This is a genomic window from Paenibacillus sp. FSL F4-0100, assembly GCF_037993005.1.
Classification (GTDB): Bacteria; Bacillota; Bacilli; order Paenibacillales; family Paenibacillaceae; genus Paenibacillus_AQ.
This window is the reverse complement of the sequence record NZ_CP150303.1, coordinates 7,612,779-7,628,553: the sequence shown is the minus strand read 5'-3', so window position 1 is coordinate 7,628,553 and position 15,775 is coordinate 7,612,779. Positions and strand designations below refer to the sequence as shown.

5 protein-coding genes and 1 riboswitch are annotated in these 15,775 nt (G+C 49.3%); of the genes, 3 read left to right on the top strand and 2 right to left on the bottom strand.

Going from position 1 to position 15,775, the window contains the following annotated elements; all coding sequences use genetic code 11:
• Positions 1–85: 85 nt before the first annotated feature.
• Complete coding sequence (gene nadB, locus MHH48_RS34555; RefSeq protein ID WP_076326613.1) at positions 86–1,738, bottom strand: L-aspartate oxidase; 1,653 nt, start codon at positions 1,736–1,738, stop codon at positions 86–88.
• Positions 1,739–1,963: 225 nt separating this feature from the next.
• On the opposite strand from nadB, the gene MHH48_RS34550 reads away from it, so the two are divergent.
• The gene (locus tag MHH48_RS34550) at positions 1,964–4,531 is read left to right on the top strand and encodes a helix-turn-helix domain-containing protein (RefSeq protein WP_076326607.1); all 2,568 of its coding nucleotides are present in this window, start codon (positions 1,964–1,966) and stop codon (positions 4,529–4,531) included.
• Positions 4,532–5,290: 759 nt separating this feature from the next.
• On the opposite strand, the gene MHH48_RS34545 is transcribed toward MHH48_RS34550, so the two are convergent.
• Positions 5,291–6,181, bottom strand: coding sequence for a hypothetical protein (locus MHH48_RS34545; RefSeq protein ID WP_076326608.1), 891 nt, complete (start codon positions 6,179–6,181; stop codon positions 5,291–5,293).
• A 1,030-nt stretch (positions 6,182–7,211) separates the two neighbouring features.
• A riboswitch (cyclic di-GMP riboswitch) is annotated at positions 7,212–7,310 on the top strand.
• Between the two features lie 189 nt (positions 7,311–7,499).
• Between MHH48_RS34545 and MHH48_RS34540 the strand changes: the two genes are divergently transcribed.
• Both MHH48_RS34540 and MHH48_RS34535 read left to right on the top strand, forming a co-directional pair.
• The gene (locus MHH48_RS34540; protein ID WP_076326720.1) at positions 7,500–12,023 is read left to right on the top strand and encodes an S-layer homology domain-containing protein; all 4,524 of its coding nucleotides are present in this window, start codon (positions 7,500–7,502) and stop codon (positions 12,021–12,023) included.
• A gap of 519 nt (positions 12,024–12,542) precedes the next feature.
• A complete protein-coding gene (locus MHH48_RS34535; protein WP_144023549.1) occupies positions 12,543–15,701 on the top strand; it encodes an ATP-binding protein in 3,159 nt (1,052 codons plus the stop codon).
• The last annotated feature ends 74 nt before the right edge of the window (positions 15,702–15,775 follow it).

The window sequence follows — 15,775 nt, the reverse complement described above, 5'->3', positions numbered from 1 at the left end:
CGCCCGGTCAGCGACTCTTGCCGTACGATTATTTCCGTTTCGTGAGGCGGCCCTAGCTGCTCCATCGACTCCACCCCGCCGCGGCTCAAACCTGCGGCGTATCCGTTCGCGGTTCAGCTCCAGCCGCTTGAATGCTCTCCTCCAACTGTCCCTCGTGCGTTAACCGAAAGACGATGTGGCGTATCCAGCGGTCGTCGTCACGCTTCGGGTAATCGATCCGATAATGTCCGCCGCGGCTCTCTTCGCGTCGCAGAGCGGCTTTCGTAGTTAGCAACGCGCAAGTAAGCAAATTGGCAAATTCATATTCTTCCTGCTTCGTTAATGCCCCGTCAAAGAACGCGACTTGCCGCTTCAGCTCGTCCAATCCGCGTCGAAGCCCCTTCGCATCGCGCCTTATACCGGCTTCGCGCAGCATGATTTTCTGCAGCTTCAGCCGCTTTTCCACAATCGAATGCCGCGGCGGCTCTTGCCGGTGCGTCGCCGCGCAGAGCTGCTGCACCCCGTGGCCCAGCAGCGGCAGCGCTGCGATCCGCTCGATAATGCGGCGGCCGAACACAATCGCCTCCGACAGCGAATTGCTGCCCAGCCGATTCCCCCCGTGCACGCCAGTCGACGACACTTCGCCGCAGGCGAACAACCGTTTCACCGCTGTCTCCCCATGCAGATCCGTTTTGACGCCGCCCATCATGTAGTGCGCCGCCGGTGCAACCGGGATCCAGTCCGTGGACAGATCGAGCCCATATTTCAGACAGAAGTCGTAGATGGTTGGAAAGCGGCGCTTGACGAATTCTTCCGATTCATGCGTAATATCAATGTAGACAAACGTCGACTTCGTTGCTTCCATCTCATCGAGAATAGCTCTTGCTACAACATCGCGCGGAGCCAGTTCAAGCTGCTCGTGATATCGGGCCATGAAGCGCTCGCCCTTCGTGTTGCGCAGGATCGCACCCTCGCCGCGCACCGCCTCGGATATCAGAAACCGCGGCGCACCCGGATAGCACAAGGCGGTCGGGTGGAACTGGACAAATTCGACGTCGCGAATTTCCGCACCGGCTCTGAGCGCGATCGCAATGCCGTCGCCCGTAGCAATGTCCGGATTCGTCGTATAGCGGAACAGTTGTCCTGCCCCTCCGGAGCAGAGAATCGTGGCGTCCGCCTCCACCACGACTCGTGTCCCATCCGGCTTCTGCACAAGCGCGCCGCGGCATTCGCCGTTCTCGGTCAACAGATCGATCACATAATGGTCATCCCACAGCTCGATGTTCGGGTCCTGCTTCGTCCGTTCCGACAGCGAGCGCACGATTTCCGCCCCCGTCGCATCCCCATGGGCATGCAGGATACGTCGATGGCTGTGTGCCCCTTCTTTCGTCAAGGCCAATTCGCCGTTCTCCTCGTCAAATACGGTCCCCATCCGAATCAGGTCGCGGACGCCGTCCGGCTCTTCGTGCACAAGCACGCTAACCGCTGCTTCGTCGCACAAACCCGCCCCGGCAACCAAAGTGTCTTGCCTATGAAACTCCGGCGAGTCTTCATCGGAGATGACCGCCGCGATGCCGCCTTGGGAGTATCGGGTATTGCTATCGAGCAGCGATTTTTTCGTAATCATTACCACCGACTTCGTCTCGCTCGCTTTAATCGCCGTAAACAAGCCGGCAATCCCCGCCCCAATGACGATCACATCCGTCCGGACGCGAGGGAGCTTTTGCACATCGAAATCAACCAAATAGCGTGGGAACATCATTCTTTTGATACTCCGCCGATTTGCCCTTCATCAATGCGATGCGTACGAATGGCATGCCGCATTCCTCCTTCTCGTTTTCCTTTAGTCTTTTCCTCACGCTTACTCGGCGTGTTCGGTATGATTGAATCTTAGCACGATGACGTCTATGCTAAGAATGCAGGCGAATTCGTACGAAGAGTTCGTGTAAGTTCGTGTAAGTTCGTGTTATCGGGAGGAGAATAAATGACAGGTAATCAAACGGAACGGATATGGCCGGAAGAGATGATTCGCAAACTGCGGCAGAGACCGGGCCCGGCAGGAAGGGCGAAGCTGCGGCAGATCGATCTGTCCGAGCGGATCGGGGTGGATATAAGGACGATTCAGCAGTGGGAAAATGGCGAACGGCTGCCGAGAGCTGATAATCTGCAATTGTTGATTCAACTTTTTGTCGTTGAACAAAAATTTCTTCGCGGTTCCGAGCGCGCGGAGGCTCAGTTGCTTTGGGAGACGGTCCGTCGATTCCATGACGACAGGTCAGGAAACAACCGGATGTATCCCCTTTTTGACGAACAATGGTTCGAGGCGATTCTCGCAGCTGCTTCTGCGGGTAGAGAGGCTGACGTTCACTCCGGAATCCGATCGGCAGGTTCGCCGGCACACAGGACCGATGAATCGCCGCGAAGTGCTACCGCACCATATGGAGCAACGAATCTACCAAGCAGAATGTCCTCATTTATCGGCCGCCTCGAACAGGTCTGGGAGATTCGGCAACATCTTGCCGATTCCCCCCTCGTCACGCTCGCGGGTGCCGGGGGAAGTGGCAAGACGCGCCTGGCGTATAAGGTCGCATCGGACGCCTGCCATTCTTATCCCGACGGCGTGTGGCTGTTCGAGCTCGCTTCGGCGATGGATACGCTCTCGGCGCTGAGAATCATCACTTCGGTATTGGGCGTCAAGGAACAGAAGGGAAGGCCGCTTATCGAGTCCTTGCTCAACCATATCCGGAACAAATGCATGCTTCTCGTGTTCGACAACTGCGAGCACTTGATCGATTTTTGCTCTTCTCTCATCGAGCGGTTGTTGTCGGCCTCCCCTAGGGTCGTTATTTTGGCCACCAGCCAGGAGCCGTTGAACATCGGCATGGAGCGCGTATGGAGGATTCCGCCGCTCACGTTCCCCACGGAGAATGAGTTGCGGGATCACGCATCAGATGACGCCATTCTGTCCCGCGAGTCCGTTCAGCTGTTTATCGAGCGCGCGACCGCCGTATCTCCCTCCTTCCGCGTATCGGAAGCGGACGTGAAGATCGTCGGGCGAATCTGCAAACGTCTGGAGGGCATCCCGCTGTCCATCGAGCTGGCAGCCGCCCGGACGAACGTGCTCAGCATCGAGCAACTCGACGAACGGCTGTCCGATATGTTCGCCGTCCTTACAGCGGGGAAGCGAACGGCCGCACCCCGTCATCAATCGCTTCGAGCCACCCTGGAATGGAGCTTCGCCCTGCTCACGGAGCAAGAGCGGCAGCTGCTGCGGAAGCTGAGTGTTTTTACCGGGGGATTCGAGCTGGAAGCGGTCGAACAGATCTGCGTGGATGAGGAATCGAACCCCTCGCTCGGACGGTTCGATCGTCAGGATGCCTTAAGCTTGGTTGCTAGCCTATTCAATAAATCGTTCCTATCTGTTGATTTGGCGAGTAGCGGACCTAGGCACAGATATGCGATGCTCGAGACGATTAAACAATTTGGAAGCGAACAATGGGAGAGGCACTGCACCGGCGAGGAACGCGAACGGATGATCCGCCGCTTCGTCGAGCACTACTGTCGATTCGTAGAAAGAGCAGAACGGGGGTTCCGCAGTCGAGACCGGGATGCCGCATTCGTGGCGATTCGGCGGGAATACGCCAACATTCGCTCCGCGCTGAAACTAGCCTGCGATCATCCGCGGGCGGAAGCTGCAATACGAATGGCATCCTGCCTCTATTATTACTGGCTGCATGAAGGGACCTTGCAGGAAGGATCCGCACAGCTGCGTGCGGCTCTGGCGACGCACAGTCAAACTTCCGTTCAAGAACACGCGGTAAAAGCGAAGCATGGTCTTAGCGTGTTGCTGTGGGTCATGGGAGAAGTCCAGGAAGCCGAAGACCTGGCCAGACAAAGCGCGGATGAAGCTCGCAAGCTCGGTCATCCGGCGCTCCTGGCATCTCAGCTTCGTATGCTTACTCAGCTGGCATCGCATTCGGGCTTGACGGACGAAGCGATTCGGCTAGCAGAAGAGAGCGTGCTGCATGCCAGGAATTCAGGTGACGATTGGAGCCTTGCGTCATCCTTAGGTACTCTGAGTTACATCCTGGTGGCGCAGCAGCAGTGGGAACGGGCGGAACCCTTGCTCGTCGAAAGTGCCACGCTATTCGAGAAAGCAAAAGACGACTTGGAGTTGTCGGGACCTTTTCGGGCCTTGGGATATATTGCGTTAAACCGGCAGAAACCCAGAGAAGCGTTGGCGCTTTTCAAGAGAGGCATCGCCATCTGCCAAACATATCCGGGAACGTGGTTCCTCGCGCGAGGAGTCGAGGGGCTTGCAAGCGCGTTGTGCGGGCTGGGAGAATACCGGGTGGCCGCTACGCTGATCGGAGTCTCCGAGAAATTACGAGCCAATCTTGGCTCCGCGGCCCAGCCCCAGTTTCAATGGATTTACGAGCAGGCGAAACGAACCTGCAGGCTAGAATGCGGCGATGCGCCGTTTAACGAGGCCATTACGATTGGAAGAGGAATGACGAGAGAGCAGGCCGTTTCTTTTGCGTTAGAGGTGTAGGGGCATTCCTTGTTGCGCCGTTTGTCGAGCAACGCTTGGTATTTTCTTCTTCGGCGGCAGCGAGTCGCTGTCCGATTTTAATTCAGCCACTCCGAACTTCCAACACCGCTGGTTTTTATAAAGTTGTTCTTCTCAACTTTCGAAAAGCATGCTTTTTGAAACGGTCAAAAACCCCTATCTTATCCGTCCCAAAATGTACCAAATATTTTTTTGGTACGTTTCATTTCTAAGAGATACATCTTGCGGAACTAAGATCCAAGGCAACTGAAAAGCATGGTAACAAGTATTCTGCCACACAGGGCCACCATCTGTTTCGCCTCCCCCTGTAAAAAGGCTGACATTACCAAGCCCTCTAAAGTAGAGAATTTTAAAGTGGTTTATTGGCGTGGGTGTGATTGAGCAGAAGCTTAAAACGTGGGGAAAGCGGCAGCCGATAAAGTCACGGCGATCATTAGCGAAGGTGAAGCTTGGCGGCCATAGGACCGCCATTTGTTTTCGCCGATAGACCCGTTAAGCTGAACCCTACCATAAGTGACGGCGAAAAATTTCCTTGGTGGGACGCTTGGGAATGTTATAGGCGTAAATAACCCATTTTCCATGTTGTGATACGGATGATCCACCAAGGCCTCTCTTGCTACTTGCTGCGCATAGGAATACCGAGCAAGCGCCCAATTTGTCCTGCGTTAAAAATGGTGGAGCGAAGCTTTAGCTCCGTGTTGCCTGAACTCCTTATAACCATGTTGCATCAGGGCCGTAAAATCAACCGTCCGATGGGGCGTACTTACCCACGTCCGGCTCGAATGCCGCTCCACTCGCCAGGTCCAGCTCTACGTGGGTGGTTCCGCGATCGTCGGTCAGCACGATCATTCGCGACCCGACGACGGGAACGCGGTCGGCGCTGGTGCGCATGTGTGCTGAGACGACACGAGGAGCACCGTCAACGATATAATTTACATCAACCGTGAACATCGGGAAATTGAAGAGCCAACTGTTAGTAAAATTCACGGCGGTCAACGTCCCATTGCATGATGAACCCTCCACGCGGAGTCGCTCGATGTCCGCCTGACGCCGCCGGGCGTGGGCGATAGAGCCGGGCAACCGCAGGAGCGCGATGGCGGCCCAGAGGGCTAAGCTAGCTCCGACGACGGCGCCGAGCTCTGGCGGGATCGTCGGCGATGTCACTATGGCCTCGAGGTCAAAGGGGCGCGATAGGTCGCTTGTCAGCGTCCAGAGCAGGAGGACTCCCGCGACTGCTGCGAGCCCTCCTGCTACCGATAGCGTCGCGAACAGGCCCGCCACCCTGGTCTGTCCGAACTGCTCAATCGATCGCGAGTACACTCCACCGGTCGTACCGATCGCGACGAACAGCAGCAAAACGGCGACGCCCACTGTGACCGGATGACCGAGGAGCATGCTGATCGCCGGTGTCGGCGCCATGCCGAGCAGTGCGCCGAACGGCACGGAGCCTGTCAGCGCCCACAGTGCAGCGGCTGAAAGCAGCCACGGTATCAGCGGAGCCGCGCGTCCGACGCTACGTCCCGGCCGGAGCATAGTCATCCGTCCGTTCTTATCCGTGGTGGAGAACAGCGGCAACGTCTCGATATGTTCTTGCTGCCCGTGCTTCTGCTTACCCTCCGCAGCATCCCTCATCAACGACATCGCCCTCCCGAGGAAGATACTCGCACCCTGAGCGGCGGAGGGGGATTCCCCGCGACGCGGCCGGGACAATCAACTATAAAATGGAGGAGTTTCTTCCCTTTTTCTTCCTCATTATTGAACGTTTTTTTGTAGGTGTTATGATATTCTAGGTGCCGTAATAGAAAGTTCAACTTCCTATTATCTTTGTACTCAGCCATACACAACTTCACCCCCAATATTTCATATCTATATTTTACCACTATAAACCTTGTCTATAGATCAGATGAGTTCGGGTCCGGCGATGTAAGAGTTGATTGGCGGACATGATCGGCCCCTGATACTGGGGGGGGACTATCCTAATATGGGGGTGAATACTCGATTTGGGGGGAATTTAAGCATTTAAAATAGCTCAAAAACCGACCCTAAACTTCCCGTAATACATATCAAAAAGTGATGGATCTTCTTCGGTTAAGCCGAACAATCCAGGAGGGGAAGATTCGGATGTTGAATCTCCAGATTTCAGCCGACCCGGCGGATTAAGTGGGTCCGATGAAACGGATATATTAGGTGAATCTGATAAACCTGGTCCATCCGATACTTCGAATGATTCGGTGAATGTAGAGTCCGGAGACAGTAAAGGCACAGATAACAAGTTGCCGAACACAGCTACGAATATGTACAGCTATTTGCTGGCGAGATGCATCATGCTGCTTGCAGGACTATCCCTCCTAAGAAGAAAAAAAGCATAAAGAAAGTTGACAAACAGCCCCTCAAGGCCGTGACCGCTGCAAGTCAGATAAGGTTGTATAGAAAATGTATAGGAGGAGCTAGTAGACTATAAGTTAATGAAGAAATAAGTAGATTTTTGGCGGATCCGACATGATCGTCCCGAATAAAAAAAATAGTGGTGATCACTTTTCCTAAAATTCTGCAAATAAAAGTAGGTTTCAACAAAGTTGGAGTATCGGGCCTAACCGTCCATTTTTTTCGAAGTATAATCCTAATTACTCAAGTGTTTAAATTCAATACTGTATACATACTCGTACGATAATAGCAAACCCGTTGAAAGGCGGGGACGCAAAGCTTAAGGGGCTAACGGATTTGCTGAAGACGCAAAAGCCAATGCCAGCCAGCTGCCAAATACGACGGAAACCTCCGTCTAGCGCATGCCGCTTTTAGACGGAGGTTTTTATTTCTAGATTGGATCGACATCCTATATGGGGGTGATGATTAGGGGGTTCAGAAATCCCGGTATCGTACTCGTATTGATCGGTTAAAGCGAGGGAAAAGATGATTGTCAGATTGTAGTGAAAAGGAGGACGGATAGAGAGTGTATTTACCAAAAAACAAAATTTGGAAAAAGCAGCTGATGATGCTACTGATATTCGTGCTGGCTGCAGGCAGTTTTTCTAGTGCGCTTGCGCCACGGTCCGCGGCAGCGGCTGGGGATCCGGCAGCACCCGGAGGGGTAGGTAGTAATTTGGTACTGTGGCTTAAAGCCGACGATGCTGCAGCCGATGCGAATAATCAGTTGACCGGTTGGGCAGATAAATCAGTGAGTCCAGTCAACTTTACCTTGAATGTTCCGAGTGGACAAGAAGCTAGAACCCCTAAAATTAATGCAAGCGGGGTAAACTTTAACCCGAGTGTAAAGTTCAACAATCCACCTAGTTCAAGCCATTATGGTGCTTCGGCCAAGCTGGTTGGCGATAAGAATATTACATTCCAATCAGGTTATGCAGTTTATAAGTGGCCTGAATCTGGAGATGCGGGTGCGCTTATTGGATCCACTACAACTAAAGATTATGGTGCCTTGATTTTGGGCGGCTCAGAAAAGTTGTTTGCAGTTGGGACTGGCGGGAACTCTATTTGGCGCAAATTCGGAGTTCCGGACAGAAGCAGATACCAAATTGCCGGCTATGAGATTCAAAACGCCACAAAACACATTGGCAGAGTTGATGGAAAAGAAGTTCCAGTAGGTAGAAATAACCCATTTGGTGAATTTGCATTCACACCTGTAGTTGGTGCGACCCCAGGATCGACAATGAACTGGTATGGCCTTCGCGCAGATGTGGCCGAAATTATTTTATACAGCGGAGAAACGAGTGTAGATGCGGCCAAGATTGAGTCTTATTTGGCATTGAAGTATGGAATTACGCTTAACGGCGGCAAGAGCGACTATATCGCAAGCGACGGTACCACAAAGATGTGGACGGCTGTAGACAATAGCGGCTATGGCAATCGCATAACCGGTATTGGCAAGGATGCAGCAAGCAGTCTGGAGCAGACGCAGTCTCTTTCGCAAGAAGCAGGGGCGCTAGTAACGATTGCACTTGGTGATCAAATTGCAGCTTCTAATAAAGACAATAAAAATGCAATTCCAAACGATAAGTCCTTCCTCACGTTCAGTGATAATGGGGGAACGGGGCAATATACGAAACTTATTACTGATACTAGTTCGTTTCCAAAAGGGTTGAATGAGACAACCAAGCTGATGGATCGAGTATTCAAGGTGCAAAAGAGCAACTGGAAGGATGCAAACATTACCTTGCAGTTGGATAATGAACCCGCTGAAGATTACAAGCTCTTTCTGTTAATCAGTGCAGATGACAAATTTGGACCCGAGGATGAGCTAATAGCGCTGGATGCGACCAACAAGGCTACCTTTAATAGCGCTAAGCTGGCCAACGGAAGTCATTTTACCTTTGTTAAATTTGTAGACAAGAAGCCTCTCCAGGAGAAGATTGCTGAAGAAGCTGCCTTAAAAGAGGCTGATTATTCCAAAGATAGCTGGGAAGCTTACCAGAAAGAGCTGGCAGATGCCAAGAAAGTATTAAATAACCCGGATGCGACGCAGAAGGAAGTCAATGAAGCGCTGGACAAAGTAGCTGAAGCGCAAAATAAACTGGCTGCGGACAAAACGGAACTGGCAAAGAAACGTCAGGAAATTGTTGACGAGAAGCTTGATAAAGAGGATTATTCCAAGGATAGCTGGGCTGCTTTAGAGGAAGCTATGAAGCAGGCTGAGACAGTGCTTAATGATCCGAAGGCGACACAAACAGAAGTCGACGAGATGTTGGAGAAGTTGACAGAAGCACGTGACGGATTGAAGACGGATAAGACGGAGCTTGAAAAAACAGTAAACGAACTAGAGCAAATCATTGACAGTGGCGAACTTAATAAAGGCGATTACACATCAGAAAGTGTGGAAATATTTGATGATGCCTTAAAGCATGCCAAAGAAGTGCTGGGTAATCCGAACGCTACGCAACGGGAAATTGACAATGCGAACAAGGAACTAAAAGAAGCTTATGATAATCTGGTCACCAAAGATGCTATTCTTGAGAAGCTGGAGTTGAAGGTGTTCGACGCCCAGGGCGGGAAGGAAATCAAGCTGGAGCCTCCATTCGATGGACACAGATATTTGAACTATCAAGCTACTGTAACGGAGAGTGTCTACAGTGCTGAGCTCTCTTTTGAGGAACTGCATCCGGAAAGCGAGGTTAATGTAACGTTCCATGGGAAAGAAGTTAAGAAATGGGACGATCTGCCGCTTCAGCCGGGCCCTAACGAGATCATCGTAACCGTGGATTTTGAGGGCAAGAAGAACACCTACACCGTGATCATTTATAAAACAGATAAGACCAAGCTTCGCGAGCTTGTTAATCAAATCGAAGACGACAAGGGAACGGGCACGCTGAAAGAAGAAGATTATACGCCGGAAAGCTGGAAAAAGTTCGAGAATTCTTTGACAGCAGCCGAAGAGGTGCTGAAGGACCCGGATGCAACGCAGGAAGAGGTAGACGCAGCGGAAAAAGCATTGCAAGAAGCGTATGATGGCTTGGTCAAAATTCCTGTAGACAAGTCCGAGCTACAACAGAAAGTAGATGAAATCAAAGGTGAGCAGAAGGACGGCAGCTTAAAGGAATCGGATTACACGCCGGAAAGCTGGAAAAAGCTTGAAGATGCATTGACAGCAGCCGAAGAGGTACTTAAGAACCCGGATGCGACGCAACAAGATGTTGACGATGCGAAGAAAGCATTGGAAGAGGCACGTGAAGGTTTGAAAGAAAAGGCTCCAGAGGTAGACAAGTCCGAGCTGCAACAGAAAGTGGATGAAATCAAAGATGAGCAGAAGGACGGCAGCTTAAAGGAATCGGATTACACGCCAGAAAGCTGGAAAAAGCTTGAAGATGCATTGACAGCAGCCGAAGAGGTACTTAAGAACCCGGATGCAACGCAGAAAGAAGTAGACGATGCAAAGAAAGCGTTGGAAGAAGCGCGCAACGGTTTGAAGGAGAAAGAGGCCGAGGTAGACAAGTCCGAGCTGCAACAAAAAGTAGATGAAATCAACGGTAAGCAGAAGGACGGCAGCTTAAAGGAATCGGACTACACACTTGAAAGCTGGAAAAAGCTCGACGATGCGTTGAAAGCAGCCGAAGAAGTGCTTAAAAAACCGGATGCAACGCAGAAAGAAGTAGACGATGCGAAGAAAGCGTTGGAAGACGCATATAAAAACTTAGAACGTGTCTCTACAGGCGGCGGTAATAACGGTTGGTGGCCGCCAGTGACAGTCCCAAATCCTTCCCAGCCTTCCGACATTAAAACAACCGTGAACGGCGAGCAGGGTTCGTTTGCTACCGGCAGCACCAAGAAAGACGGCGACAATGAATTCACCGTTGTCGAAGTGGATAAAGGCAAGCTGGACGACATTTTGTCCCAAGGAAACAACCAGAAGCTGGTGATCCAGGTTCCTGGAGATAAGGACGTTGAGGTAAAAGGCCTGACGGCAGCGGATGTGAAGAAGCTGGCCGACACAGGCTCGACGCTGACGATTGAGGATGAACTGCTAGCGATCTATCCGGTACCGGCGAAGCAGTTGGATCTGGACGCGATTGCGAAGCAATGGAATGGCGCGGAACTGAAAGATATTGCGCTGGACATCACTATCAAACGTGCGCCACAAGCGCTGGCTGACAGCGCCCGCAAGGAAGCGGCGGCAAAAGGTTACGAGTTGCTCGTGAACCCAGTTGATCTGGACCTTACGTTCTCGAAGGACGGCAAAACCGTCCGCGCAGGCCAACTGGACAAGTATGCGGTGAAATATATCGCACTGCCGAAAGACATTGATCCGAACCGGATTACGACGGGTGTCGTGGTGAATCCGGATGGCACAATGTTCCACTTGCCGACAGTCGTAACAAAGATCAACGATCGTTACTTTGCACAAATCAACGATCTGCGCACCTCCGGCACCTACTCGGTGATCTGGAATCCGCAGGACTTTGATGATGTGAAGAAGCATTGGGCGCAAAGCAATGTGAACAATATTGCAGCAAGACTGCAATTGAAAGGAACAGGTAACAATACATTCTCACCGAACCGCAATGTGAACCGTTCCGAATTTGCGGAGATTGTCACATTGGGCATGGGCTTCATGCGACAGGATGTGCCGCAAAACATGTTTAGCGATGTGTCGCAAGCGAAGTGGTACCATAATGCAGTGACGATTGCCCATGAGTTTGACATTGTACGCGGCTATACGGACGGCTTGTTCCGTGGAGAGCGGGAAATTACACGCGAACAAGGCATTGCAATGATCGCTCGTGCCTACCGATTTGCAGCGACACCAAAAGCGATGAGCCAGGCAGAAATTGCCACAACGCTTGCAAGCTTTGCTGATGCGGCCAAAGTATCCAACTGGGCGAAAGAGTCTGTTGCTCAAATGGTAGCAGCTGGCATCATTGAAGGCAAAGGCGCTAACCTGTTGAATCCGCAAGCGAGCATGACACGCGCAGAAGCGACAGCACTGATCGAAAGAGTGCTCAAGACAACCGGTCTGATCGACAAGTAAACAGTTATGCTAAACAACCATTGCCGACTTTCATGTCGTCGATGGTTGTTTATTCTCAGCGGCACATTTTTCGCCGATAGACCCGTTAAGCTGAACCGTATCACAAGTAGGGCGAATTAATTGGCTTAATCCCCCAAGGTGTGTGGTTATTCTTATCATAACAGCAGTAGTGAGTGATGCAGGAGAGATTGCAAGGCTGTCGCTCTTCATATCTATGCTCGGATGGGTGTTGTACAAAGGAAGTCACAACATATACTCGATAAGGAACTTCATTAGTAGTAAAAAGGAGTGTGCAGTACGGTTTTCGGGAGGCTCGCTTGCGTGCTCGAGGGCCTCGGCTTGACGGCACCTTGAAAGTACCTTTGAACAACAAACTCGCGAAATTCCAAGTAGATATTTCTATATAATAGACATAAAGATATCTCTATCGTCCGTTTCTCTGCTATATTAACTGTGGTAAATTATGGAGAGAACTTATTTAAATGTCTTAGAAGAAAATGACTAGGGGAGAAATACTTCTTGGAAACTCACTCATCCAAATATCAAATGAAAAAGAGCTATATTATATTATTGCTAGTGTCCATATTAGTTGTTTTAACTAGTTTGCGTATTTTATGGATGGAAACGTTTCAGGATCCCAAACAGGCGTCAATTCATAATGGGCAATTCGATTTGCGCAATTGGAATGCAGAAGATGGCAGCATTCTATTACTTGACGGGGAATGGGAGTTTTATCCTTCGCAATGGTTGATAGATGGTAGTCGGCAACAATTGTTAGGCGATATTGCGCCAAGGCATATTCAGGTACCGGGAGGATGGAATGAAGCTTTGCATGCTGACAAGCCATCTCCATACGGGTATGGCTCGTATCGTTTGCGTCTTTATGTAGACCCGGCAAAGAACCTTAATTATAGTATTCGTGTACTCAGCGTACGCACTGCATCAGAATTATATGTAAACGGTCGATTGCTTACTAAATCAGGACAGGTGGCGACAACAAAGGATGAATATATTTCGAAGGACCTACCTTATTCTACAACCTTTACAGCAGATGACAACGGTGTAATCGAACTCGTCATTCAGGCGGCAAATTATGTGGATAGTCGAAGCGGGGGCATTGTCCGATCCATTAAATTTGGTTCAGAAGAAGCCATTGCTAAAGAGATGAAAGCTTCCGTTTATATGCAGTTTTTGGCAGCGATTATATTTATTATGCATGCTGTCTATGCACTTATTTTGTATTTACTAGGAAATAAGGAAAAGAAGCTGCTCTATTTCAGTTTGCTTGCATTATGTGTAACAATCATGAGTGTATTTAGTGTTGATGAGAAGTTGTTCCACCAAATATTTTATATTGGCAGTGTTTGGGATTTCCGGATAGCGAACATTGCCCTCGTTATGGCAGCCTATGCTTTGCTCCAGTGTACGAATCATCGCGAGCTTCCATATTGGCGTAGGATGTACCCTGTCTATAAAGTATTGAATCTAGGGACTGCCGGCATCACTTTGTTTTTAGATCCACCTCAAGTGATTATGCTCTTTCCGGTTTATTATCTATTGGTTGGTATTGCTGCAGTTATCACGTTGATTACAATGTTTAAAAAAGTAATCAAAGGTTTAAAGAGCAATCTTTTACTGCTTTTCTCTTTTCTTGCGTTGATGAACCATTTTCTTTGGTCGTTAATCTTGCTGGATAGCGGATTAAGTCTTGTCTACTATCCGTTCGATATGATTATTGCGATGGGTTGTTTAGCCTCTGAATGGTTTAAGGGTTACTTTATCATGCATGCGAACACCAAAGAGCTTGCTGCAACCTTGCAAAGAATGAATGACCATAAGGATCAATTTCTGGCAAACACTTCGCATGAATTTAAAAATCCGCTGCATAGCATGCTTAACATGTCACAATCCGTTTTAAAAAGGGAGCGGCATTTATTGCAGGAACGGAGCATCAAGGAGCTTGAAACGGTTTTATCTGTAGGACGTCGAATGACATTGATATTAAACGATTTGATTGATGTGATGAGTTTACGGGAAGGCAATCCGCGTATACAGAAAAGAGTCATATTTATTCAGCCAATTGTGACCGGAGTACTTGATATGCTGCAATTAAATGCAGAAGTGAAGTCTGTAAAAATTGCAAATCAAATTCCTGAAGATTTTCCTCCAGTAAATGCGGATGAGAACCGGGTTGTTCAAATCGTTTTCAATTTACTTCATAATGCTGTGAAATATACGAATGATGGGGTCATTTCGATTCAAGCTTTTGTAAAGGATGGACGAGCCTATATCGTTATTGCTGATACCGGGATCGGAATGGATGAGAACATGCTTAAGCGCCTATTCCGTCCGTACGAGCAAGCCAGCACGAGTGAGACTATGATTGATGGTGGCTTTGGGTTGGGTTTAAGCATAAGCAAGCAACTGGTTGAGCTTCATGGGGGTACGTTAGATGTGTCCTCTACTTTAGGAGAAGGCTCAACATTTACATTTTCATTAAAGCTAGCAGACTTGAAAGCGGTGGAAGAGAATGATGTGACGAACTCATTTGATTCTTTACCATTACAATTCATGCCGATTCAAGAAATAGCCTCCTCAGTGTATATGGAAAAAGTGAAAATTCCGCCAGCTACGAATCAAACAACTTTAATAGAAATGAATCGTGAACGTCCGATTCTATTAGTTGTTGATGATGATCCTGTCAACCTTCAAGTACTTGAAGCCATACTACCACCAGACGAATATGATTTAACGATGGTAACGAGCGGTAAAGAGGCATTAGCTATACTGGACACTAAGGAATGGGATCTGGTCATCTCCGATATCATGATGCCACAGATGTCCGGTTATGAGCTGACACGAATGATTCGTGAGCGGTTTACACTCACGGAGCTCCCTGTATTGCTCCTTACCGCAAGAAGCCAACCGAAAGATATTCAGAGCGGTTTTATAGCGGGGGCAAACGATTATGTGACGAAGCCAGTGGAAGCAATAGAAATAAAATCGCGGATCGAGGCGTTAACTACGATTAAACAATCCGTTCGGGAACAACTGCGATTAGAAGCTGCATGGCTGCAAGCGCAAATCCAGCCTCATTTTATATTTAATGCGTTGAATGCTGTAGCAGCTTTAAGCGATATTGATTTGGATAAGATGCGTAATTTGCTCGATGAATTCAGCAATTTTTTGAGGAATAAATTTAAATTTCAAAATATGGATAGGCTTGTTCCGATCGAAGAGGAGTTAAGTCTAGTGCGTTCTTATCTAAATATTGAAAAGGCTCGGTTTGAAGAAAGGTTACAGGTTATTTGGGAGATAGATGGCTACGGGGACTTAAAAGTCCCATTTCTTACGATCCAGCCTCTCGTTGAAAATGCGATAAGACATGGCATAATGAAGCGCAATCGTGGAGGAACGATTCTTATTCGGATTTTTGTCTATGAGACGCATGCAGAGATAACCGTTGAAGACGATGGGGACGGAATAGACGAGGTTCAATTGCAACGAATATTAGAAAGAAAAGCGGATAGTCGTTCAGGTGTCGGATTGATTAATACGGATCAGCGATTAAAACGGCACTTCGGAACTGGACTTCATATCACAAGTACGTTAGGTACAGGGACAAAGGTAACTTTTCATGTACATAACAGGTTGAATAGCGGGGATAAAGCTAGGTGATAAATAAGTGATTGCATGAGGAGCATCCTTGGCTGCTCCTTTCTTAATTTTCGCTGATAGCCTCGTTAAGCTGA

What these genes read in the sequence shown, in the direction of transcription:
- nadB (WP_076326613.1), bottom strand. Translation starts at nt 1,738, where the DNA reads ATGTTCCCACGCTATTTGGTTGATTTCGATGTGCAAAAGCTCCCTCGC.
- MHH48_RS34550 (WP_076326607.1), top strand. Translation starts at nt 1,964, where the DNA reads ATGACAGGTAATCAAACGGAACGGATATGGCCGGAAGAGATGATTCGC.
- MHH48_RS34545 (WP_076326608.1), bottom strand. Translation starts at nt 6,181, where the DNA reads ATGAGGGATGCTGCGGAGGGTAAGCAGAAGCACGGGCAGCAAGAACAT.